The following is a 21,153-nucleotide window of genomic DNA, read 5'->3' as shown; positions in this document are numbered from 1 at the left end:
AAAGCCGCTGAGAAGATAGATGAAGGCCCGCACTGCGGGCCTTTTAGGGAAGGTGCGAACAAGTCCCATGTGTGCTCTGCGTCGGTTTACGGACCTGGATGCAAGGCGTGGTTCGCCGCAAATGGCCCTAGTCCTTTGCAAGAAGCAGAACACAGCAGGCAGGTCTATAAGCCACGCCCTTTGGGGCTTTCACAGCAACAGGCTCTCTGCGTTATCCGACTTTGACAGGCCCCGGCATGCCTTCAGTCAGATGCCTTGAGCGCCAATTGCTGTGCAAGCCACTCTCTACATCAAGAGAATGCCACGAGGACTTATTCGCACCTTCCTTAGGTCATGCTTATTACCATGCGAATTTTATTGATGTTTTCGCTCAGACTACTGACAACAGGTTGTCAGCAGCACCAGTGCATACTTGTTTTCGTCCTGAGAGCCAAGCTTGTCAGGACGGCGGAGGATGGTCCTCCTGCCACAACTGAATCAACATGGAGATGTGAAAATGTCAGCAGAAATCCCTTTGGTCTGGAGTGAGATCCCGGTTGCCGATATGGCTCGCGCCAAGCGTTTTTATCAAGAGGTGCTGGGACTGCACTGCAGCGAAGACCCTATGCCTGAGTGTGAGTATGTCAGCGTCAGCCGCACCAGTGGTGATACCGCTTGCTTTGGGCTGATTAAACACCCGCAGATGGCCCCTTCAATGACGGCATCCGTGGTTTACCTCCACCTGGGTGACAAGCTGGGTACCACCATAGGTCAGCTGGAAGCACAGGGTGTGCAAATCCTCTTGCCACCTATGCCCATCAAGGAAGGTGAATGCGGCTATTGTGCCCAAATAGCCGATTCCGAAGGCAACCGACTTGGCTTGTGGGCCATGCAGTTGTAAGCTCAGCGCTGTTATCTTTATCGGGACCGACGCAATGTCGGTCTTTGCTTGAATGAATACCATAGCGCATAGGAGTTTACTCAGTTAGCAAGAATGAAAGGGTGGCAGGCTAGTAGGGCAATGCGTGGTGTATAGGGATAAATCGACATTGGTCTGCGCTGTAAGCCTGGCGTTTCAAGCCAAACTTTGGAAGTCAAATCAAACATCTATAAGGAATGGTATTAAGTCATGCGCCGCGCCGACCGTTTGTTTCAAATAGTGCAGATCCTGCGCCACCGCCGTTTGACCACTGCGGCCGTATTGGCCGAGCGCCTGGAAGTCTCTGTCAGAACCATCTATCGAGATATTCAGGATCTCTGTCTCAGTGGTATCCCCATCGAAGGGGAGGCCGGGCTTGGCTATCTGCTGCGTCAGGAGGTGAGTGTCCCGCCGTTGATGTTCAATGAGGCCGAACTGGAAGCGATTCAATTGGGGATCCGTATGGTGCAGACCTGGGGCGGCAATGAGCTGGGCAAGGCGGCCAAACAGGCGCTTATCAAGGTTGAAGCCGTGGTGCCTGAGCGTTTGCGGGCGCTGCAGAGTTTGATGTTCTCACCGGACTTCTATCTGGATCAGCAAGAGTTTGTTTATCTTGACCCACTGCGTATTGCCGCCAGGCTGCGCCACTTTGTGTTGCTCGACTATCAGGATGTAAAAGGTATTGCCAGTCAGCGCAAAATAAGGCCGCTGGCTATCTACTTTTGGCGCGGCACCTGGACCTTGTTGGCCTGGTGTGAACTGAGAGACGACTTTCGCTCCTTTCGGGTCGACCGTATCGTTAATCTGTCACAGTTGCCGGAGCGTTTCCCCATTACCCCGGGCCAGGAGATGGAGGACTTTGTCCGCCGTATGGAGGATGACTATCAAAGACAGGAGCAAAGCCAGGGCGAAAGTTGATCTTACTGACGCTTGACCGACAGGGCGCTGGCGTGAAAAGCCAACTTTGAACATTCAAAATGTCAGTTCCCCTAAGACATTATTCCTTGCTCCTGCAACAGGTAAGCTATCAAATCTTTCAGGTAATCAAAGCTTTCAAAGGTTTCCCGTAAGTCGAAAAAATTCACTACCCGGTATTCGGCACTGGGGAGGTGAAACACTATGCTGTCCAGGTTGCCTTCATGGCCCAGCTGTAAAAAGTCATCCTGCTCCAGGCTGCAGTGCAATAGTTCGTCGATTGAGTTAAGGATGACATTGTTAATTTGGATGCCATTGGCATACCTGAGTAAATCCAGATAGTCGCGGGGCAGTGAACCTGGTGGAATAGATTCCCAGACATTAAGCAACTGATCGATTTGCGCCTCCGTTGCCGGTGGATTGCAGTATAAATCGTCTTGGTGCTTCTTTAGCGTATCGAGCAAAATGTTCGTCCTCATACAGCGCTGATGCTATTGGGTATAAATCCAGAAAAACACCGCCATGCTGACGATAGTGGTCAGCAGGGTGTTGCGGGTCAGCAGTGCCAGTAAGGCCGCCAGCAGGGCACAGCTGAGGTAGGGATTGCTCAGGCTCAGTTGCAACTCGCCGTCTCGCAGAAACACTATGGGGGCGAAGATGGCGCTTAATACCGCCGGTGCCGAAAAGCCAAGGAAAGCCTGGGTTTTCTTGCCAAGCCGTATCGGCAGCCCGGGCTCAAGCAGTAAATAACGGCTGAGTATTACCAACAGCGCCATGGTCAATATGGTTACCCAAATCATGCCTGCTCCTCGCCTTTATCTTGTGTTGTCTCAACCGGTTTAACTGGACTGCTGCCCAAGAGGCTTTGATAGAGATACCCCACAGCCATGGCGGTTACGGCGGCGATCAGCAGGCCTCCCGGGATTGCCAGTGCTTCACACAGGACGCTCAGCAACATGGCAGTGAGCACACATAAGGCGGTGGCAACATTGACTATCCTCGGCACCACCAAAGCGATAAAGGTGGCTGCGATGGCAAAATCCAGTCCCAAAGAGCCGAGATTATCCATAGAGCTGCCGGCGAGAATTCCGGCCAGGGTTGCCAGATTCCAGCCAAGATAAAAACTCAAACCAGCTCCCAGGGCGTACCAGGGCCTAAGGGTACTTTCCTTGCTTTGATTGGCCACCGCAAAGAGTTCATCCGTGAGCAGAAAACCCAGTGTCAGGCGCCAGCGCAGTGGCAAGGGGCTGATGGCTGGACGCATCGCCATGGCATACAGCAGATGACGCGAGGTGATCAATGCCGTGGTAACCAAAATGGCCAGTAGGCCTGAACCTGCCTTTATCATTCCGAGGGCGACCAATTGCGCCGAGCCTGCGAAAACAAATAGGCTCATGGCTTGACTCTCTACGGCGCTGAGGCCGGTTTCTAGTGCCAGCGAGCCGGCCAATATTCCCCAGGGGATAACAGCTAAAGTCAGCGGCATTACCGCCAGGGTACCCCGTAAAAATTCGCGGCCCCGGTTAAGTTCCTGAACGCATGATGATTGCTGATTGTGTATGGTCAATCTTGACTCCATCTTGATGATTTTTCTGTTTGAACAAATTGGCCCGGAGTGGTGCCGAATGCCCGTTTGAATTGACGGTTCAAATGGCTTTGGTCGCAAAATCCTGAGTCTTGTGCCACCTGGATGGGGGACTACCGGGGATTGTTACGGCCAATCCTGGCCGCCATGAAGCAACAAGAATAAGTGTTAAGGTATGATTGAGTGAAAAGGGGGCCACACACTTAGACCAAGTCTTAAACTGTAACTAAATTAATTGGTTAAGTTTTGCGCAAAGGTCACTTTGGATATAAAGGTTAATCCAAACCCCAGTAAATTTTAAAAAGAAATTTATCAAACTAACTCTAACTTGTACCTATATCGATGCTCAAACTCAGGGCGACCTCATTGCAGATGTCTTTACCCGGTAATAAGCGCATCAACCCATTCATTACATTATCAATTCTTTAACTGCTTCTTCTATTGTGAGTTTCTTTTCTGATTTAATCTCTATCGAATCGGTCAATGGTGGAAAGTCTGTTCTACAGAAAGAAGGTGATACTTTATATGAGTAATCTCTTTCTCCTTCTTTGTAGGTTATTTCGTCGCCATGTAGTGATATAGGACAATCAACATCGAATTGTAGGACAAAAATGGATTTTATAATTACATTGCCATTCTCTTCTATTATTTCATTATTGATAGAGTTGAATAGATCCGAAAAGAACCCTCCTAACATATCATCAGCATCAAACTCGTTTATATTAGGGTTGGTACATGTGAGTCTTATGCTTGGAGATAGCTCTAAACCGCCAATTTCTATGATTGGGTAATGTTTATCCTCCACTATTTTTGTTATATCCGATGCGCGTACTTCTGTGTGGCAAAAAACGTAAAACATTTTACTTCTATCATTTTTCTTTAAAAACAATTGGATGGACTGTTGGTATGAAATTATATTTCTCGCTAAATGTCAATGCGAATCGGCAGTTTAGCACGGCAGTTGCAGGGGCCATGATGATGGATTAGATAGTCAAAGTCCGCTGATTATCAAATCTTGGTTCATGAAAATGTCCAATCTCCTACTTCCATCTAACTTATCAACTGGCCGAGACAGAGAGGTAACACGACAAATATGATTGACTTGATACAGACACTATTGAGTTGCCATGAGGCAGCTGAGGCTCCAGTGTTCAAGGCTCACCAAGGTCAGGCCTATGTCTATGGCGCTCATCATGATTCCTCTGCCGGCCTCTCTATTTCGCATATTATCCGGCATATTAACCCGGGACCTTGCGTTGGATATTCTGTACACATACCCGTGCCGGTAAGAGAGGGATTGCGACGGTCAATCTTGTCCGCCATAAAGCAGCAAAAAATAAGTTTTTAAGGTATGCCTGACTGATTGGGCAATTTCTTGCCCGCCGGGCAATTTTTTGCTCAAGTTCGGGCAATTTTTTGCCCAGCCAATTAGGCTATTTTTTAAACAGTAACGAAATCAATTGATTAAATTTTGGCACGAAGGTTGCGTTAGCTAGGAAGGTTAATCCAAACCTCAGTGAATTTTAAAAAGGAATTTATCATGCCAACACCATGTTATATCTCTATCGAAGGCCAAACTCAGGGCAACCTCACTGCCGGCGCCTTTACTGCGGAATCTGTCGGTGACATCTTTGTGGAAGGCCATGAAGACGAGATGCTGGTTCAGGAGTTCAACCACATTGTGACTGTGCCAACCGACCCTCAGTCTGGCATGCCTTCCGGTCAGCGTGTGCACAAGCCGTTCAAGTTCACCGTCGCGCTGAACAAAGCCGTTCCCTTGATGTACAACTCACTCTCTTCCGGTGAGAAACTGACCAAGGTTGAGCTCAAGTGGTACCGCACTTCTATCGAAGGTAAGCAAGAGCACTTCTTCACGACCAAGCTGGAAGGCGCCACTATCATAGATATCAACTGCAATATGCCTCACTGCCAGGATCCCAATAAGGCTGACTTTACTCAGTTGGTTGAAGTGTCCATGGCTTATCGCAAGATAGACTGGGATCACGTCAGCGCCGGAACCTCTGGAGCCGACGATTGGCGCAAGCCCATCGAAGCATAATTCATTCAGCAACTGTTTTCTAAGAGGTGTTCCGGCTGATAGCCGGGCGCCTCTTGTTATCTGATGTAAAGGTTTTGCAAATAGGTTTTCGATGACATTAAAAGAGTGATTCTATCGGATTAGAGTCAGGACGAACTCGAACAAGGATACCGGCTATGTTTTATCTTGGCAGTGGTTTGCGGTTTCATTTCAAGGCAGAAGCGGAGGCGGACGATAGTTTCAACCTGCTGTCGTTTGATTTTGATGAGCAGTTGTCCTCGCCCTTCAAGGGAGAGTTGATATTACTGAGCCGCAGGGATGATATTACTGCCGAGCAGATAGTCGATAAGAATGGCGTCTTGAGTATTTGGCAGGACGGTGTTCGAGTCAGGAGTTTTCACGGCATAGTCAGTCGTTTTGCCAAGGAAGACTCGGGCCATAAACAGACCCAATACAAGCTGACCATGGAACCTGCCATGGCGCGGCTGCGGCTGCGGCAAAACAGCCGTATCTTTCAGGAAAAGTCCCTCAAACAGATTTTCAGCACCCTGCTTGATGAAATGGGTATCAGTGATTATGCCTTCAGTTGGGATGCACGCTACGAGTCGGAAAAGCGCGAATACTGTGTTCAGTATCGGGAGTCGGACTTTGACTTTATCACCCGTCTTGCGGCTGAGGCCGGGGTGTTTTGGTATTTCGAATTCAGTGACGACAAACATACGCTGATTTTCTGTGATGCCACCAGCAAGCTGCCAGCGGCCAAACAACTATTCCCCTATAACACCTTGAGCGGCGGTGACAGCGAAGTGCCTTTTGTCCGCAGCTTCAGTTACGCCAAGCAACTGGCGAGTGCCAAGGCTGAACTCAAGGATTACAGCTTCAAAAAGCCTGCTTATAGCTTTTTACAGGATGATATTGCCAATCAGCTCGACTTCCAGCAAGCGGGATCTGAAGTGCTTTATGAGCACTATGATTATCCTGGGCGTTACAAGGATGACGCCCAGGGAGAGCTTTTCACGCGCGCCAGATTGCAGGCGTTACGGAATGAAACCCAAATGGCATCGGCAATGTCCGATATTGTTGATGCCGGTGCCGGTATCAAGTTCAACTTGGGCGAACATCCAGATGCGGCGTTTAACCGTGATTGGTTGCTTGTGGGGGTAAAACACAGCGGAATACAGGGCGCAGCGGCAGAGGAGGGGAACAGTAGCACCCCGACTCAGTATCAAAACCAGTTATTGGCAATTGAAGGGCACCTTCCCTGGTTACCGCTTCCGGCCACCAAACCCTTGGTGACAGGGCCACACATGGCTATTGTCGTGGGGCCGGATAATGAAGAGATCTTTTGTGATGAATTTGGTCGGGTCAAGGTGCAGTTTCCCTGGGACAGATATGGCCGGGCCGATGAGCACAGCAGCTGTTGGGTTCGTGTCAGCCAGGGGTGGGCCGGTGGTCAGTACGGTTTTATGGCGGTTCCACGCATTGGTCATGAGGTCATAGTCTCTTTTCTTGAAGGCGATCCGGACCAACCTATCATTACCGGTCGCACATACCATGCTGCCAATCCTGTGCCCTATGTATTGCCGACCAACAAAACCAAAACCGTGCTCAAGACCCAAACCCACAAGGGGCCGGGATTCAATGAGTTGAGTTTTGAGGATGCCGCCGAAAATCAGCTCATCTATTTGCATGCCCAGAAAGATCATAAGCTGGAAATCAACCACGACCAGCACTATCAGGTGGGTAACGATAGAGAAAAGCACATAGGACGGGATCAGCGCCTGAACGTGGGGCAGGATGAGTTTCTGGAAATAGGTCGAGATCAGCAGGCATTGATTGGTCAGGATCAAAAGCTGGAAGTGACCAGAGACAGGCAAACCCTGATCAAGCGTCATTATCGCCTCGAAGTCATGGATCGTCGTCACGAGTACTCCAGAGCCAATCACGATTTGGAAGTGGGCGGCCATTACACCCAGAAGGTTGAGGGAAAGGTGTTATTGGAAGCCGGTGAAAGCGTACTGGTGCACACCAAGTCGCTCACCCTCAATGGCTCGGAGAAAGTCACTATTCAGGGGCCAGGAGGCAAGATACTCATAGATTCCGGCGGGATCACTCTCGAAGCTCCCAATATCAAGCTCAAGGGGCCAGTGGCTGTAACAACCGGAGCCAAGCCTCAATTGGCGACGTTGAAGAGTGCCGCAGAAGAGGGCAACCCGATAGTCGATCTTTGTCCCGATTGCGGAGAATAACAGTATGACTATGGTGAAAGAAAATAGCCTCAAGGCGTTTGGGCCCAACTACTTGGTCTTGGATGCAGCGCTATGCCCCGAGCCCTTGTGGTTTGCCAAAGGGGCCGGAGCCGAGTGTCATAGCCTATTTGATTACAGGGATCAGGCATTGGTGGATAACGGCCCCTGGTTACTCCATCTTGCGGGACAGGATGAGCTGATACAACTGATGCTGGAGAAAGACACCCATGGTCACAGCGCGCTGTGGTGCAAGAGTGAGCTAGCCCTGCAGTCACTGAAAGAAGCACTGGGGCAAAGGTTGTATGCCGTCAAGCCTGATGGTGAAACTACTCGTTTTCGTTTCTACGACCCCAGGGTCTTACATCACTATTTAACCGAAGAAACGCAGGCCAGAAGGGATGCATTTCTGGAGCCTTTGGGGTCAGTGCTCTATGCATCGCTTAACCCCTTTCATTTCAATAGCCATTGGCTGAATTGGCAAAGGGAGCCGGACGGATACGGCTGCCAGGCGATATCGATTAAGGAGGATTAATATGGGGACTCCGGTTGCTTTGAAAGGACATCAACATATTTGCCCTATGTTCAGCGGCAATACCCCTCATGTTGGTGGACCGATAAACCAGGGAGAAAGTGCTCTGACGGTCAACGGTATTCCTGTGGCCTTAACCGGGCACAAGTGTGACTGCCAGGTTGGCGGGCCAGATACCCTGGTTCAGGGACATCCGAGTTTGACGGTCAATGGCATTGCCGTGGTATTGCAGGGTGCGTCCACGGCCCATGGCGGCAAAGTCATTCAGGGAGATGCTGCCTTGACAGTGTCTTAAGGAGAAGCGAATGAGCTGGGAATTGAGTCAGGAAATCATGGATGCGATGCCAAACTGGCAAAGGCGAAACCAGATCCATGCCCTCGCACGTCACCTGTTATCACTGGAAAGTCCACCAACAGATGAGCAGGCATGCTATGACTGGCTCGAGCAGCAAGTGAGTCAGGCTTATCAATATGGATTCACCGAGCTGGGCCATCTGCGCTTGGTGGCCGAGGCCTTGTTTTTGGCACAAGTGTCACTCGATGACCCGAAAGTGAGTACCATAGTCACCAAGACCGGCTTGCCTTCAGGACGAGCGGCTATCTTGTTGCAGTGGGCCAAAGAGCGGCAAGCGACCGTTAAGGAGTCTGGTTATGAGTTGTAACGCCGATTGTAAATGCCGCAAGGGTATTGTGGCGCTGGTGTTCGTCCCCGGCATTATGGGCACCCGATTGATGAATAAAAAGAGTGGCGACTCAGTATGGGATCCTGCTGCCGGGGGAAAGTTCAGTGGTCCCAGCAGTACCGCCATGGAGCTGAAGGCCGAACGTGAAGCCGAGCTTGCTGCGGCGCAGGCGGACGATGATGATGGTTTCTTTGAGGGGATAGGTAAATGGTTTAATCGAAAGTGGATAGGGATAAAGGAAAAGGGACGCGGAATAGCGGAAACCGGCCGTAAGTACCGAACCAAAGCCGCCGCCTGGCATCGGATCAAAGATTTGATTTTTGCCGGCCCGGTGCAGCGTAAGGCCTTGTTGGTTAATGGTAAAACTAAAAAGAAAGGGGATCCGATAATCGATCGGGATGATCATTTATTGGTGGAAGACCCAGGCACCGAAGACTATTTCAGGGTCTATACCTCAGTACCCAAGTCGCAGATGGAACTCAAAAAGCGTCGGGGTTGGGGCGAGGTGTTGTGGGACAGCTATGGCCCGCTGCTTCGATATCTTGAGTCGAAGGAGCCGTTATTTAAACGCCTGTATCCCGGGCTGCAATTCCCGGTATTTGCCGTGGGCTATAATTGGATGCGCAGCAATGAATACGCCGGGAAGCGACTCAAGGATAAACTTGAGGAATTCAGGACACAGTTACTCGAAGAAGATAAAGAAGGCGATAACCTGGGGCTGACCAGGGACGATATTAAGTTTGTGGTCATCAGTCACTCCATGGGCGGATACGCCTCCCGCGCCGGCTTTATCCTAAGCGGCTTGGAATCTCAAGTCGAAGCGGTTATCCATGGCGCTATGCCAACTCACGGCAGCCCCTCCACCTATTTTCAGTTTCGCTGCGGCGCCGTCGGCCACGGTGCTGTGGGGCAGGTCGTCAAAATGGTGCTGGGCAAGAACGCCGCCGATACCACGGCAATACTGGGCTTTTGTCAGGGCGGGCTGGAGCTGATGCCCAATAAGCTCTATGTGGATGCGGCCAATAAGGGGGAGTGGCTGTTTGTCAATAAGGACCCGGCGAAACAAGCCGTCAAACGAGAACTGTTGCAGATAGGCTATGGCAGTGGCATTTATGATTTCTACCGCCGTTTCGATACCTGGTATAGCCTGGTGCAGCCTCCCTTGTTGGCACCTGAGCTGGGCACATCAACGGATGAGCAGTTAATAGAACATAAGAAAGCATTTACAAAACGTATCACTGATTGTGAGAAATTTCATGACCAACTGGCGGCTAACTTTCACGCAACGACCACACTGCTCTACAGCAATAACCCGGACACCAAGGCGTTTGACACCTGTGAGTGGCAATTGCAGAACAGCTTGACCCCGGGGCTGGAGACGGCGGCGGTGGAGCGCTGGCAAGTCATAGGCGATGAAAACCATGACTGGCTCTCGGTCAAGGGCGAAGTCAAGCTGCTGAGCCGCAGTGAGCTGGCCGAGCATGAACGCAAGTTAAAGAGCTGGATGGAGCAGAACCGCTATGGCCATCACCATGCCCACATGCCGCCTAGGGCTCAAAGCGCCAGCTTCAGGTTGGGTAGCGAGACGGCCAAGGGTGATGGTACCGTGCATGAAGGCGCGGGCAAGTATCCCAAAGGGGTGCAGACTATCGGCTTGGTGGCGACCCAGGATCACCAGGGGTTTTACAATTGCCCCGATGTCAGGGAACTGATGGTCGGTGTGCTTCAGTCTTGGCTGCCGGATATTCACCAGAAATTCAAGGGGTAGAGATGGCAGAGGGTTATCGCAAGATTATCAAGCAAGGGCTGCTCGGCAGTCTGGTAATGGTTTGTTTTTGGCAGGGAGAAGTTGTGATGGCGCAAGCGGAAAAAATGCAGCAAGGACCGGCGAGTATGGTTTTTACCAAACACTGCGTGGGCCGTTTTGAGTTTGAGTTACCCCAAGAGATGCAACTGCTCACCTCGGGTTATGGTCAACCGCAGTTCTCTATCGATATCTATCATCAGGATGATAAGGCAGAAAAGAAAGGGGTGATCACCGGTGAGCATAGGCTTGAGCAATGGCTGGAGTATGTGGAGGAATTGCGTAGTAAGGCTGCGAAATATGGGCCTACCAAGTACGTGATTAGAGACCTGGAACCTGAACTTAAGACATTAGTTTATAACGAAGATTCCAGAGTTTTAATGAATGATCCTAATGCTAAACATGATTTCTCTAGCTTTTTCTTCAAGGATTTTCCGGAGCAGCAGTTGGGGCTCAGCATTGATGGCCGTGCTAACAAATTCATTGCCCGTAATGCCCCCAATGTGGATGAGATATTGCAGCAGCGGCTGCAATGGATGCGTCAGGCGATAGAGAAGATTGAATATCAGCCCTGGCCGCATAAGCAGGCGGGTGTCTGTTTGCAAAGAAATATCTTGATCGCCAATCTTCAGCCACCGATTACCCCTTCAGGGCCTTATCCAACGAGCGCGTATAAGGAAGGCTCTTATCACGAAAACTATCAGGCGGAGTTTTTTAACGGAAAGGATTCACTGTTTGAGATCATCGTGAACGTGTATGGCAAAGGCGAGGAAAAGGGCTTGAAAGAGGAGCTCAGCCGCTACAGCGGTATGATGGCCTTTTTTGCCAGCAGCAAGACCAAGGTGGCCGGGCGGGAAGGACGGCTGTTTATCAGTGATGGTAAATACTCGGATACCCAGCGGGAGTTCACCTGGGTCAGCACCGACAGCAAAATCAACAGTGTCCGTTATGCCCATATGGAGATCAGCGGCAAGATAGAGATCAAGGACTTTCCGCAGATGGCGCCCTTGAATGCCACCGAGATGATAGTAGGGCTGCTCAAAAGCGTGCGGGTGCGGGAAAACGGTATGGTCGGGGTGAAGGACTAGCGAGAGGAATGAAAGGAAGGCGCCATTGATAAGAAGATGCTTAAGTTTACTGTGGCGAAAGCTGTGGCCCTGCTGCCTGGTTTGTGCAGGTTTCCCGCTTTTGACGTACGCCGAGGAGATACCGCCTGGGCCGGCCGGCATGGTGTTTACCAAACACTGCGTGGGCCGTTTTGAGTTTGAGTTACCCCAAGAGATGCAACTGCTCACCTCGGGTTATGGTCAGCCGCAGTTCTCTATCGATATCTACCATCAGGATGATAAGGCGGAAAAGCAAGGAGTGATAACCGGTGAGCATAGGCTTGATCAATGGCTGGAGTATGTGGAGGAGTTGCGCCTAAAAGATGCTGAGCTTCATCCAACCAAGTATGTTATCAAAGATTTGGAGCCGGATTTGAAAACAGTAGTGTTTTACACAGATTATCGAAGATATGGTCCAGATAAAAAACACTACTTTGCCAGCTTCTTTTTCAAGGATTTTCCGGAGCAACAGTTGGGACTCAGCATTGATGGCCGTGCTAATGAGTTCATTGCCCGAGATGCCCCAAATGTGGATGAGATATTGCAGCAGCGGCTGCAATGGATGCGTCAGGCGATAGAGAAGATTGAATATCAGCCCTGGCCGCATAAGCAGGCGGGTGTCTGTTTGCAAAGAAATATCTTGATCGCCAATCTTCAGCCACCGATTACCCCTTCAGGGCCTTATCCAACGAGCGCGTATAAGGAAGGCTCTTATCACGAAAACTATCAGGCGGAGTTTTTTAACGGAAAAGATTCACTGTTTGAGATCATCGTGAACGTGTATGGCAAAGGCGAGGAAAAGGGCTTGAAAGAGGAGCTCAGCCGCTACAGCGGGATGATGGCCTTTTTCGCCAGCAGCAAGACCAAGGTGGCCGGGCGGGAAGGGCGGCTGTTTATCAGTGATGGTAAATACTCGGATACCCAGCGGGAGTTTACCTGGGTCAGCACCGACAGCAAAATCAACAGTGTCCGTTACGCCCATATGGAGATCAGCGGCAAGATAGAGATCAAGGACTTTCCGCAGATGGCGCCCTTGAATGCCACCGAGATGATAGTAGGGCTGCTCAAAGGCGTGCGGGTTAGAGAAAACGGCATGGTCGGAGTGAAGGACTAGCTATAAGAATGAAAGGTTGGAACTCTTGATAGGAGCGAAACTTTGATAAGAGCATGCCAGAAGTCCTTAAGTTCACTGCGGCGAAAGCTGTGGCCCTGCTGCCTGGTTTGTGCAGGTTTTCCGCTTTTGACGTACGCCGAGGAGATACCGCCAAGACCGGCCGGTATGGTGTTTACCAAGCACTGCGTGGGACGTTTTGAGTTTGAGTTACCCCAAGAGATGCAACTGCTCACCTCGGGTTATGGTCAGCCGCAGTTTTTTATCAACATCTATCATCAGAACAATACCGACCGAAAGAAAGGGGTGATAACCGGTGAGCATAGGCTTGAGCAATGGCTGGCTTATGTGGAGGAGTTGCGTATTAAAGACGCCGAACACTATCCGACCAAATATGTTATCAAAGATCTGGAGCCGAACTTGAAAACGGTGGTGTACTATAAAGACCGCAGAAAGTTAAACAAAGATCCAAACGCCAAGCATTTTTTTGCCAGCTTCTTTTTCAAGGATTTTCCGGAGCAGCAGTTGGGGATCAGTGTTGAAGGCAGTGCCAATGAATTCATTGCCCGCAATGCGCCCAATGTGGATGAGATATTGCAGCAGCGGCTGCAATGGATGCGTCAGGCGATAGATCAGATTGAATATCAGCCCTGGCCGCATAAGCAGGCGGGCGTCTGTTTGCAAAGAGATTTATTAGTTGCCAATCTTCAGCCACTCAAAGACGAACTCGGAGATTATCACGAAAACTATGGGGCAGAGTTTTTTAATGGTGCAGACAAAGGCTCAATGTTTAAGGTGTTAGTGAATGTGTATGGCAAAGGCGAGGAAAAAGCCTTGAAAGAGGAACTGAGCCGCTACAGCGGGATGATGGCCTTTTTCGCCAGCAGCAAGACCAAGGTGGCCGGGCGGGAAGGCCGGCTGTTTATCAGTGATGGCAAATACTCGGATACCCAGCGGGAGTTCACCTGGGTCAGCATCGACAGCAAAATCAACAGTGTCCATTACGCCCATATGGAGATCAGCGGCAAGATAGAGATCAAGGACTTTCCTGCAATGGCGCCCTTGAATGCCACCGAGATGATAGTGGGGCTGCTCAAAGGCGTGCGGGTGCGGGAAAACGGCATGCAGGGCGTGGCTCAGCATCGCCCTCAATAAATGTTTAGTTGCAGGCTTGCTTTAGCACCTGCAGTAGCCCGGTTTCAGAAGCTGCCAGCTCAGTTTGTTCGTTTAATACATCTGCCAGTATGGTGTCTGTGGTCAGCGGGTTGGCCAGCACCACCCGGAATACAGTCACGGTTTCTCTGTGATAACGGGCGGGTTGGATCCGGGTGCGGGACACAAAAGATTTGCCTTGTTCACGTTGTTTCTTCTGGATGGCACGAGTGAGGTCATCAAGAATGCCATTGATCTCTTTGACCTTTTCAAGATTGCCCTGTGCCAATTGCCGGCTCAGAGCGGTTTGTGCCCAAGAGGGGCACCAACGGTAGGTGAGCAGGCACAACTCGGGCGCACTCACCAGTTCAAATTCGCTGTGTTGCTCAATCAAGCCGGCAAAGAAGCGGGCCTTTTCCAGCGAATTATTGATCAGTATTTCATAGCCTTCCTTGCCGATTATCTGCATGCAGGCATGCACCAGCATGGCCATTCCGGGGCGGGAACCTTCCAGAGTCTGGCTGCCCAAATCCTTGGAACCTTTACGCAAAATATATTCGGCATGATGCACTATCGCCCGCGCCAGTTCAGGCTGTTTGAACAGCACCATACCGGCACCCATAGGAACATACATCTGTTTATGGGCATCTATGGTCACTGAGTCGGCCAGTTCTATCCCTTTGAGCAGATGGCGATATTTGCTGGATAACAAGCTGGCTCCGCCCCAGGCGGCATCAACATGAAAGTGGCAATTGAGCTCGGTTGCCAACTCGGCCAGCTCAGGCAGAGGGTCTATATTGCCGGTTTCTGTGGTGCCGGCGACGCCGACTATCGCCATGACTCGGATGCCCTGTTGGGCCAGCTTGGTGGCCGCCTCGCGCATGGCGTCGACATCGACCTTATTGTTGGCATCGGTCGCGATTGAAACTATGTTATCCCGGCCAATGCCCAACAGATCGGCGGCTTTGCCCAGGGAGTAATGGCCGCGCTCGGACACCAGTATCGCCAGGCCCTTCCAACCGTAGTGGCAGAGCGCCGCGCCTAAGCCTTCGCGGTTGATACCGCGAAATTGGCCGTCAGCCTTGAGCAGTTGGTTGCGGGCAATCCATAGGGCGGTGATATTGGCCACAGTGCCGCCGGAGCAGAAGGCTCCCAGAGCATGATTGGCGCTGTGCATCCACTGGTGATAGAAGTCGGTGGTTTCGCCATAAATGAGGTGATGCATCATCCCCAGCACCTGCCGCTCCAAGGGAGTGAAGGCCTTGGAGGTTTCGATTTTGACCAGATTCTGATTCAGGCCCACCATCATTTTCGACAAGGGCAACACGAAGTAGGGCAGTGCCGATGTCATATGGCCGATAAAGCTGGGGGCGGCGGTGTGTACTGAATGCGCCACCAAATTCTGCATCATCTCTTCTGTGTAGTCAGAAACAAATCTGGGTTGACGCGGGATTTCAAAGGCCTGGAAATCCTTTTCGATTTCACTCAGGGGCTTTTCCAGTGCGGCAATATTCTGGGTCAGGAAACCGGCGAGATCTTGAGACAATGCCTGCTCTATGCGGCTCAGGGTCGATTCCGGTGCTTCGGGCACGGTAAAGATACGCATCAGAGAGTTTTCTGAGGCGGTGGCCTGGCGTTGCTTGCTGGCGGTCATTGGGCTTTGGTCTCACACTGTATCTGCCTGTGTCTGCACAGGTCTTGAAATGGCAGCTCACTTTACTGCAAGGATTGCGGTCAGACAAGTTGAAACTGAAACGAAAAAGCGGCGGGCCACAGAGGTTGACCCGCGAAAAATCAATTGGCGTTATTCAGTTGCAGAGCCAGCAGAGCGGCGATATTGCTCGAGGTGCGCAGCAGATTGGCTCTGGCTTCGGCCAGCGCCTTGGGCAAGTCGCTGGCCGAGGGAATGATATCAAAAATGGCGCTCATTCCCTGCTCCAGCACCAGCTCTGAACCCACGCCCAGACAGCCGGCAATACCAATCACGGGAATATTGCGCGCCTTTGCCAGGCGCAAAACTCCCATGGGTGTCTTGCCATAGATGGTTTGTCCATCTATGCGTCCCTCGCCGGTGATAACCAATGCGGCGCCTTCGAGTTTGGCATCAAGCCCGACGGCCTGCATGACTATGTCGATACCGGGGCGCAGCTCGGCGCCCAGAAATGCCATCACCCCAAGTCCCATGCCACCGGCGGCGCCGGCACCACTTTGCAGGCGCTTATCTTCAAAGCCGCTCTGAGCCAGGATATCGGCAAAGTGGCCGAGGGCGGCATCAAGTTCGGTGACCATTTCCTCAGTGGCTCCCTTTTGCGGCCCGAATACCGCCGAAGCGCCGCGCTCGCCACATAAAGGGTTGTCCACATCACAGGCCACTTCAAAATGGCAGTCAGTTAGCGCCGGATGCAGTTGGCTGCAGTCCAGTGTTGCCAAGGCCGCGAGTGCCGCCCCCCCTGGGCCTATCTCCAGCCCGGCACTATCCAATAGTTTGGCGCCCAGCGCCTTGGCCATACCGGCGCCGCCATCATTGGTGGCACTGCCGCCAAGGCCGATGATGAAGTGGCGAATGCCACGCTCTATGGCATCGATAATCAGCTCGCCGGTGCCGTAACTTGTGGTGAGCCTTGGATTACGAAGCGCCGGGCTGACATGATGCAGCCCGGAGGCGGCCGCCATTTCGATAACTGCAGTTTTGGCGCCATGAGTGCCTTCTGTACCCAGAATACCGTAATGGGCCTTCACAACTTGTCCGAGTGGGCCACAGACTTCAAGCTCGACCAGGTGACCGTTGGTCGCATCGACCATAGATTGCACTGTGCCTTCGCCGCCGTCGGCCACCGGCACTTTGAGGTACTCGGCATCCGGCAGCCTGAGTTTAAAGCCCGCTTCAATTTCATTGGCCACTTCGAGAGCGCTCAGGCTTTCCTTGAAGGAATCCGGTGCTATCACTATTTTCATCTGATTTCCTGTACAACGGGCTGCCGGTGAAACCGGCAGCAGCAAGGGAAGAGTTTAGAGCAGAACCAGGCTAAGCAGCCAGACGAAGATGATGGCGGTGATCCCCTGAATTAGGGTCGCCATAGTCTGAGCCCGGTAGGCCTGGGCTACGCTCATACGGCTAAACTGAGTAACCACCCAGAAAAAGCTGTCGTTGGCGTGGGACACTGTCATGGCTCCGGCGCCTATGGCCATGACGGTCAGCACCCGGCCCATTTCGCTGCCAAGGCCGATATCACCCAACATGGGGGCCACCAGAGCCGAAGTGGCTACCAGCGCTACAGTGGAGGAGCCTTGAGCCGACTTCAGTGCCGCTGCCACCAGGAAGGGCATAAAGATACCTATACCCAGAGCCGACAGTGAAGTACCGATAAAGTCACCGATAGGCGTGGCTTTGATCACAGCGCCAAAAGCGCCGCCGGCCCCGGTAATCAGCAGTATGGGGGCGGCAACAGCCAGGCCCTGTGAGATACGATCGGAAAACTCTTTGACCTTGTTGTCGCCCTTGAGCAGCAAGAGTGACAGCCCCAGGCCTATCATCAAGGCATTGAGCGGTTGGCCGAGGAAATGGAACAGGCTGAACAGCATGCCTTCACCCATGGGCTTGGAGGGGAAGGCGGCGATAGAGCCAAGGCAGATCAGCAAAATAGGAACAAAAATAGGTGAGAACGCCGCCAAGGGGCTTGGCAGTTTGCCATAAGCAGCCTTGAGTGTTTCAAACTCTTCGGCAGAAGCCTTGAGCTCTTCGGCGCCTTCGCCATCCGGCTCAGTGTTCATAAAGCGGTTGGCCCAGAGTAAACCGGCGAAGGCGGCAACGGCAGAAACCAGAATACCTACTGCAATCACCAGCCCCAGGCTGGCTTCCAGTTGCAGGTTACCGGCGGCGGCAATCGGGCCGGGAGTGGGCGGCACAAAGGTGTGGGTAGCATAGAGGCCGGTGGCCAGGGCAACGCTCATGGCAACGCTGGAAACCTGCATTCTATTGGCCAGAGACTGTTTCAGGCTGTTGAGGATCACAAAGCCCGAGTCACAAAACACTGGGATGGAAACGATATAACCTATGATGGACATGGTCAGAGTCGGGAAGCGCTGCCCGAGCACCTTGATGACCACATCGGCCATGGTGATGGCCGCGCCGCTCTTTTCCAGCACTGTGCCTATGATAGTTCCCAGGACTATCACCAGCCCTATATAACCAAGAATACCTCCAAAACCACCACTGATGGTTTTGGCGATTTCCCCGGCGGGCAGGCCGAATCCGAAGGCGGCGATAAATGACGCCAGCAGCAGCGTCAAAAAGGGGTGTAGTTTAAATGTTGAGGTGGCGATGACAATAAAGATGATCACCGCCAATAGTACTAGTACCAGGCTCATAAGTGTCCCTTATTGGGTCGTTATTTATGTAGGGGTTGGGGCGCCGGCGCGAAGGCGGGCTGGCGATTATTATCCCAGTTGCCGCGCCGTGATGGCTTTAGGGAAAAATACGGAATTCCCCCCTGAAAGTGGCTAGTTTTTTGTGCGTATGCACAATTATTTGTGTTCCAGGCGACTGAGGACCTCTCCCAGGTAGAGTTGCAGCAATCCATCCAGGCTTTGCAGCTCTATGCCGGTGATCTCACTGATACGTTCCAGACGATACCTCAGGGTATTACGGTGAATAAACAATGCCTTGGCACATTGTTGCTGGTCACCGAAGTGTTGCAGATAGGCACTCAGTGTACGCAGCAACAGCCCCTTTTTGTCATGCTGCTGCAGTTTGCGAAAAGGTGCAGCCAACTCCTGACCGCGCCAGCTATTAACCAGCCCGGACAACAATACCGCCAGCGCGTGATCCTGATAGAGGTACTTGGTCTTTTCCGGCGCGCGCTTTTTCCCTAATCTCAGGGTTTCCAGCGCGGTTTGATATGAACGCCGAATACCGCCTTCACCGGGAAAGAAATGCCCCAGCGCGATTTTGAGTCGGCCCTGGGTGTCGGCGGGCAAACGGGCAAGCAGTTTCTCGATTCGCAGATCCTCAAGCGCCGGATCCCAGCTGCGACCATCGAGAAAGGCGGGTTTGAGGATCACCAACTGATCCATGGCGGTCATGGCCACCAGATTGTCCCTTTGCGGATACTCGAGTAAACGCTGGATCTCCTTGAGATCAGTGGCCTTGCTTTCGCCTTTGGCTAGTTCTATCACGGCGGCAACTCTGGGTTTTTGCAGATCTATCTGCAGCTGGGCGGCCCAGGCACAAAAATCGCTTTCGCTATAACTGTCACGTTTCAGCAGTTGCAGAATAAACTCTTCCCGCTGGCGTTTATGCCAGAGATCCAGCTCGAGGGAGTTGGCTTGCTCGACCATCATTTCGGCAGTCATTTTCAACAGCTCACCATAGTGCAGCAGCTCTGCCGGATTACCGGTAATGCCGACAACGCCGATTATCTTGCCGTGGTAGTGCAGCGGCAGGTTGATCCCGGGTTTGACGCCGTGCAGGCTGTGGCGACTGCCTTCATCTATCACCACAGTGCGGTTTTGGGCTATGGCCAGAAGGGCGCCTTCATGGACACTGTTGAGTCGCTGTTTGTCGCCAGAGCCGAGGATCACCCCTTGACTGTTCATCACATTGATATTGTGGTCGATGATGTTCATGGTGCGATCCACTATCTGCTGCGCGGTCGCGGCGTCGAGAAAATACATGCAGGCCTCTAATGTGCGAGTAACTCGGTGACTCTCTGCCTGAGCCTGGGTAACAGGTTTTGCTCAAATTCCGGGTGCTGTTTAAACCAGAGGCGATTACGCGGACTCGGGTGAGGCAGCACCAGTTTTGTCGGCCACAGCGAGTCAGCTTCTGCCACGGCGGTACTGACGGACGCCTTGGCCAGCGGACTGCCCTTGAGGTGCCAGGCCATGGCGTATTTGCCAAGGATCAGTGTCAGCTCAATATTGGGCAGGGCGGCAAAAAGCCTTGGGTGCCAGGTGGCTGAGCATTCTGGCCGCGGCGGCATATCTCCCTGTTTGCGCCCCTGTTTTTCAACCGTTCCCGGATAGCAAAATCCCATGGGAATGACGGCAAACCGCCTGGGGTCATAAAACTGCTCGCGGCTCACCCCCAGCCACTGCCTTAGCCGGTCGCCGCTGGCATCGTCAAAGGGCAGGCCACGCTCATGGGTTATCCTGCCGGGTGCTTGCCCCGCGATTAAAATCTTGGCGTCAGGGTGGGCCTGCAGTATAGGTTTGGGCGGCAATGGCAGTTTATCCCGGCACAGGGTGCAGGCTCGCACCTCATCGAGTAGCGGAAAATCACTGGGCAGAGCGGCAGTTTTCATTATATTTCCTGGTTTTTGATGGATATCAGACCCTACTTAGGCTTCGAAAACTTGGCTCCGAAAATCAGGCTTCGAAAATCAGCTACCAAAAAAGTGTTGCCAGGCCTGAAAGCCTTCATACAATGTCAGCCCCAGCGCCGCCAGCAGCAACACTATCCGGCTGAGCTTAAAGCCGTTTTCTTTACGCTGTTGCCAATCGCTAGCACTCCAGGCGATAAGCATCGCCGGGATAGTCAGTGGCCAGATGATATTGGCCAGCAGCAACAATAAGGCAGAGGTTGCCAGCAAGCGCCAACCGGCCTGAGCCCCGGCGACCTTGGCCGAGTTTTTCAGTTGCAGTGGCAGCAACGCCAGTGCCACGGCTATCAACACCAGACCGAAGTTCATACTGAGATCGGCAACAGAGGCATGATCCCAGAGGACAAGTAACAGGGTCATGAGCGGAATGGGCAAGGCCCAATAGATATGGCTGCGGATAAACCCAGGGCGGCTATATTGGCCGTTGAAGTAAAAAAACAGCTGCAGTAGCAGGTTAACCAGAGTAAAACCACCCAGCACCAGTATAGTAAACACCCCGGCCATTAAACCGTCGGGTTGTGCGGCCATGGCCGATAGCGGAAAAAGGGCGACCAAGGCACAAGGATATTTCAACTTCATCAATAGATTCTCATCATAAAGGCTGGCCTTACATTGGCTTAAAGGCGAAAGGCTTGCAAGTGCTTGATGGCCGTTATGGGATGGCTCTGAGACTATGAGGAAAAAAGGGGCAGTTCCGTCCGCC

General features: G+C 52.1%; 22 protein-coding genes. 11 read left to right on the top strand and 11 right to left on the bottom strand.

Annotation, left to right across the window (positions count from 1 at the left end):
* Positions 1-496 precede the first annotated feature (496 nt).
* Positions 497-880: a VOC family protein gene (locus K5621_RS13065; protein ID WP_025009828.1), complete on the top strand. Its 384-nt coding sequence runs from the start codon at positions 497-499 to the stop codon at positions 878-880.
* A gap of 228 nt (positions 881-1,108) precedes the next feature.
* On the top strand, positions 1,109-1,816 hold the full coding sequence (locus K5621_RS13060; protein ID WP_100145426.1) for a helix-turn-helix transcriptional regulator: 708 nt from the start codon (positions 1,109-1,111) through the stop codon (positions 1,814-1,816).
* Between the two features lie 71 nt (positions 1,817-1,887).
* Here K5621_RS13060 and K5621_RS13055 read toward each other — a convergent pair whose 3' ends face one another.
* The 5 genes from K5621_RS13055 to K5621_RS13035 all read right to left on the bottom strand — a co-directional run bounded on the left by K5621_RS13055 (position 1,888) and on the right by K5621_RS13035 (position 4,257).
* Positions 1,888-2,277: a hypothetical protein gene (locus K5621_RS13055; protein WP_167387694.1), complete on the bottom strand. Its 390-nt coding sequence runs from the start codon at positions 2,275-2,277 to the stop codon at positions 1,888-1,890.
* A gap of 27 nt (positions 2,278-2,304) precedes the next feature.
* Positions 2,305-2,613 (bottom strand): AzlD domain-containing protein, encoded by a 309-nt coding sequence (locus K5621_RS13050; protein WP_221049445.1) that lies wholly within the window; start codon positions 2,611-2,613, stop codon positions 2,305-2,307.
* Positions 2,610-3,380, bottom strand: coding sequence for an AzlC family ABC transporter permease (locus K5621_RS13045; RefSeq protein WP_243891476.1), 771 nt, complete (start codon positions 3,378-3,380; stop codon positions 2,610-2,612). The genes K5621_RS13050 and K5621_RS13045 overlap by 4 nt, the downstream gene beginning before the upstream one ends.
* Entirely contained in the window at positions 3,377-3,499 is a 123-nt protein-coding gene (locus tag K5621_RS13040; protein WP_308419683.1) for a helix-turn-helix domain-containing protein, read from the bottom strand. Before K5621_RS13040 ends, K5621_RS13045 begins: the two co-directional genes overlap by 4 nt.
* 308 nt (positions 3,500-3,807) lie before the next feature.
* Positions 3,808-4,257 carry a hypothetical protein gene (locus K5621_RS13035; protein WP_221049444.1) on the bottom strand — a complete coding sequence of 150 codons (450 nt, stop codon included), beginning with the start codon at positions 4,255-4,257 and terminating at the stop codon, positions 3,808-3,810.
* A 681-nt stretch (positions 4,258-4,938) separates the two neighbouring features.
* On the opposite strand from K5621_RS13035, the gene K5621_RS13030 reads away from it, so the two are divergent.
* The 9 genes from K5621_RS13030 to K5621_RS12990 all read left to right on the top strand — a co-directional run bounded on the left by K5621_RS13030 (position 4,939) and on the right by K5621_RS12990 (position 14,073).
* Positions 4,939-5,457: an Hcp family type VI secretion system effector gene (locus K5621_RS13030; RefSeq protein ID WP_025009852.1), complete on the top strand. Its 519-nt coding sequence runs from the start codon at positions 4,939-4,941 to the stop codon at positions 5,455-5,457.
* 155 nt (positions 5,458-5,612) lie between these two features.
* Positions 5,613-7,685 carry a type VI secretion system Vgr family protein gene (locus K5621_RS13025; RefSeq protein ID WP_221049443.1) on the top strand — a complete coding sequence of 691 codons (2,073 nt, stop codon included), beginning with the start codon at positions 5,613-5,615 and terminating at the stop codon, positions 7,683-7,685.
* A gap of 4 nt (positions 7,686-7,689) precedes the next feature.
* A complete protein-coding gene (locus K5621_RS13020; RefSeq protein WP_039035440.1) occupies positions 7,690-8,217 on the top strand; it encodes a DUF4123 domain-containing protein in 528 nt (175 codons plus the stop codon).
* 1 nt (position 8,218) lies between these two features.
* A complete protein-coding gene (locus K5621_RS13015; RefSeq protein ID WP_025012114.1) occupies positions 8,219-8,509 on the top strand; it encodes a PAAR domain-containing protein in 291 nt (96 codons plus the stop codon).
* A gap of 10 nt (positions 8,510-8,519) precedes the next feature.
* Positions 8,520-8,876: a hypothetical protein gene (locus K5621_RS13010; RefSeq protein WP_221049442.1), complete on the top strand. Its 357-nt coding sequence runs from the start codon at positions 8,520-8,522 to the stop codon at positions 8,874-8,876.
* Positions 8,866-10,665, top strand: coding sequence for a lipase family protein (locus K5621_RS13005; protein WP_221049441.1), 1,800 nt, complete (start codon positions 8,866-8,868; stop codon positions 10,663-10,665). The genes K5621_RS13010 and K5621_RS13005 overlap by 11 nt, the downstream gene beginning before the upstream one ends.
* A 2-nt stretch (positions 10,666-10,667) precedes the next feature.
* Positions 10,668-11,789, top strand: a complete 1,122-nt coding sequence (locus K5621_RS13000; RefSeq protein ID WP_221049440.1) for a hypothetical protein — start codon at positions 10,668-10,670, stop codon at positions 11,787-11,789.
* Positions 11,790-11,889: 100 nt separating this feature from the next.
* Complete coding sequence (locus K5621_RS12995) at positions 11,890-12,921, top strand: hypothetical protein (RefSeq protein WP_221049439.1); 1,032 nt, start codon at positions 11,890-11,892, stop codon at positions 12,919-12,921.
* 126 nt (positions 12,922-13,047) lie between these two features.
* Entirely contained in the window at positions 13,048-14,073 is a 1,026-nt protein-coding gene (locus tag K5621_RS12990; protein ID WP_221049438.1) for a hypothetical protein, read from the top strand.
* Between the two features lie 4 nt (positions 14,074-14,077).
* Here the strand turns inward: K5621_RS12990 and panP are convergent, their stop codons facing one another.
* From panP to K5621_RS12960, 6 genes are all read right to left on the bottom strand, one after another.
* A complete protein-coding gene (gene panP / locus K5621_RS12985) occupies positions 14,078-15,724 on the bottom strand; it encodes a pyridoxal-dependent aspartate 1-decarboxylase PanP (protein ID WP_221049437.1) in 1,647 nt (548 codons plus the stop codon).
* Between the two features lie 140 nt (positions 15,725-15,864).
* Positions 15,865-17,025 carry a glycerate kinase gene (locus K5621_RS12980; RefSeq protein ID WP_221049436.1) on the bottom strand — a complete coding sequence of 387 codons (1,161 nt, stop codon included), beginning with the start codon at positions 17,023-17,025 and terminating at the stop codon, positions 15,865-15,867.
* 54 nt (positions 17,026-17,079) lie between these two features.
* Complete coding sequence (locus tag K5621_RS12975) at positions 17,080-18,438, bottom strand: GntP family permease (protein ID WP_025886739.1); 1,359 nt, start codon at positions 18,436-18,438, stop codon at positions 17,080-17,082.
* A gap of 156 nt (positions 18,439-18,594) precedes the next feature.
* Positions 18,595-19,743, bottom strand: a complete 1,149-nt coding sequence (locus K5621_RS12970) for a sugar diacid recognition domain-containing protein (protein ID WP_039033869.1) — start codon at positions 19,741-19,743, stop codon at positions 18,595-18,597.
* 8 nt (positions 19,744-19,751) lie between these two features.
* The gene (locus K5621_RS12965) at positions 19,752-20,372 is read right to left on the bottom strand and encodes a uracil-DNA glycosylase family protein (protein ID WP_221049435.1); all 621 of its coding nucleotides are present in this window, start codon (positions 20,370-20,372) and stop codon (positions 19,752-19,754) included.
* Between the two features lie 78 nt (positions 20,373-20,450).
* Positions 20,451-21,029, bottom strand: a complete 579-nt coding sequence (locus tag K5621_RS12960) for a hypothetical protein (protein WP_221049434.1) — start codon at positions 21,027-21,029, stop codon at positions 20,451-20,453.
* Positions 21,030-21,153: the final 124 nt, after the last annotated feature.

The organism is Shewanella carassii (assembly GCF_019670705.1).
GTDB lineage: Bacteria > Pseudomonadota > Gammaproteobacteria > Enterobacterales > Shewanellaceae > Shewanella > Shewanella carassii.
Note: the sequence above shows the minus strand (reverse complement) of the source record. Positions and strands in the feature narration are given on the sequence as shown.